This window comes from Peribacillus sp. NPDC056705 (genome assembly GCF_043656335.1).
The window spans coordinates 1-1,210 of record NZ_JBHTYI010000226.1 but is presented as its reverse complement, the minus strand read 5'-3'; the positions used below and the strand labels follow the sequence as shown (position 1 = coordinate 1,210).

Genomic DNA, 1,210 nt, shown 5'->3' with positions numbered 1-1,210 from the left:
GGCACTTATTCAAAACGCACAAAATCAATTACCCACCGAGTTTGGCACCATTCCTTAACAAAGAAAGATTTGGGTGGTTCTGATGCTGCAAGCTTCGCGGGTTACCATGTAAACACGCTGGGGTGGCCGGGGATAGGGTATACATTTGTTATCGAGCCTAAGAATGTTATTAACACACCAAACGGTAAATGAGCTCGGATTGTATATGCAAATGATATCGACCGCAGGACCTTTCATGTGGGGAATAGCAATCAGTTCTCTCTAGGTATCTGCATTGCTGGAGATTATCGATATGACACTATGGATGATGCCACACTTGCCAGTATTGCTGAACTTCATGCTGCACTTGTTAAAGATGTAATTGGGAAATATGATAAGGCCCATAATGAAATGCCAGGTTATAGTTGGAAAGCATGTTGTCAGTATAACTACAGAGATGCTTTTGATTGGAAAGGTTCAAAAACTCCAGCCAAACCAGCACCGGCTCCTGATGTTTATACAATCCAAGAAGGTGATACTTTATGGAGCATTGCACATAAGGATGGAACAGGCGGGGTTCAAGTTGAAGATTTAATAAAAGCGAATCCTGGTATCGATCCGACTAAATTAAAAATAGGCCAGAAAATCAATTTTGGAAATGCTAAAGAAGTTATTGTACAACCGGATATAAAAGAGGATGACGAAACTTCGAACAGTGGAGATGAAACAATTAGGTCCATTCAAAAAACTTTAAATAGCCGTTATGGAACTGGCCTAATTGTTGATGGATTTAATGGCCCTAAAACCAAATCATCACTTATCAAAGCACTACAAACTGAACTTAATAAACAATTTAATAAAAAGTTATTTGTGGAGGGAAATGGGGAACTAAAACTAAGGCTGCAATTGTCACTGTCCAAAAAGGTGCAAAAGGGAATCTTACATGGATTCTACAGGCAGCACTATACACTGAAGGATATAACCCTGGATCACTTGATTCTATCTTCGGAAAAGGTACTGAATCAGCATTATATAGATTCCAGAAAGCTAAAAAGATAACTGCAGATAAGAAGGCAGGTAAAGCAACTTTCACTAAATTGTTTGCAGCATAATCAAGAGCCCTTACTCGTATTGAGTATGAAGTGAACCCAAAAAGTTAGACACTTTATTTACTTAGGCAGCCTTGAGGGCATGAACCCGGTAATCTACCGGGCTCATGCCTTTTAATTTT

The 1,210-nt window shown here is 39.3% G+C and carries 1 protein-coding gene and 2 pseudogenes; all 3 read left to right on the top strand.

Features of this window, described 5'->3' with window-relative positions; translation table 11 throughout:
* Positions 1-192: pseudogene (locus tag ACFRAK_RS29170) on the top strand (hypothetical protein); the annotation flags it as partial.
* A gap of 6 nt (positions 193-198) precedes the next feature.
* Positions 199-348, top strand: a pseudogene (locus ACFRAK_RS29840) (peptidoglycan recognition protein family protein); the annotation flags it as partial.
* A gap of 497 nt (positions 349-845) precedes the next feature.
* Complete coding sequence (locus ACFRAK_RS29160) at positions 846-1,091, top strand: peptidoglycan-binding domain-containing protein (protein ID WP_394573223.1); 246 nt, start codon at positions 846-848, stop codon at positions 1,089-1,091.
* Positions 1,092-1,210: the final 119 nt, after the last annotated feature.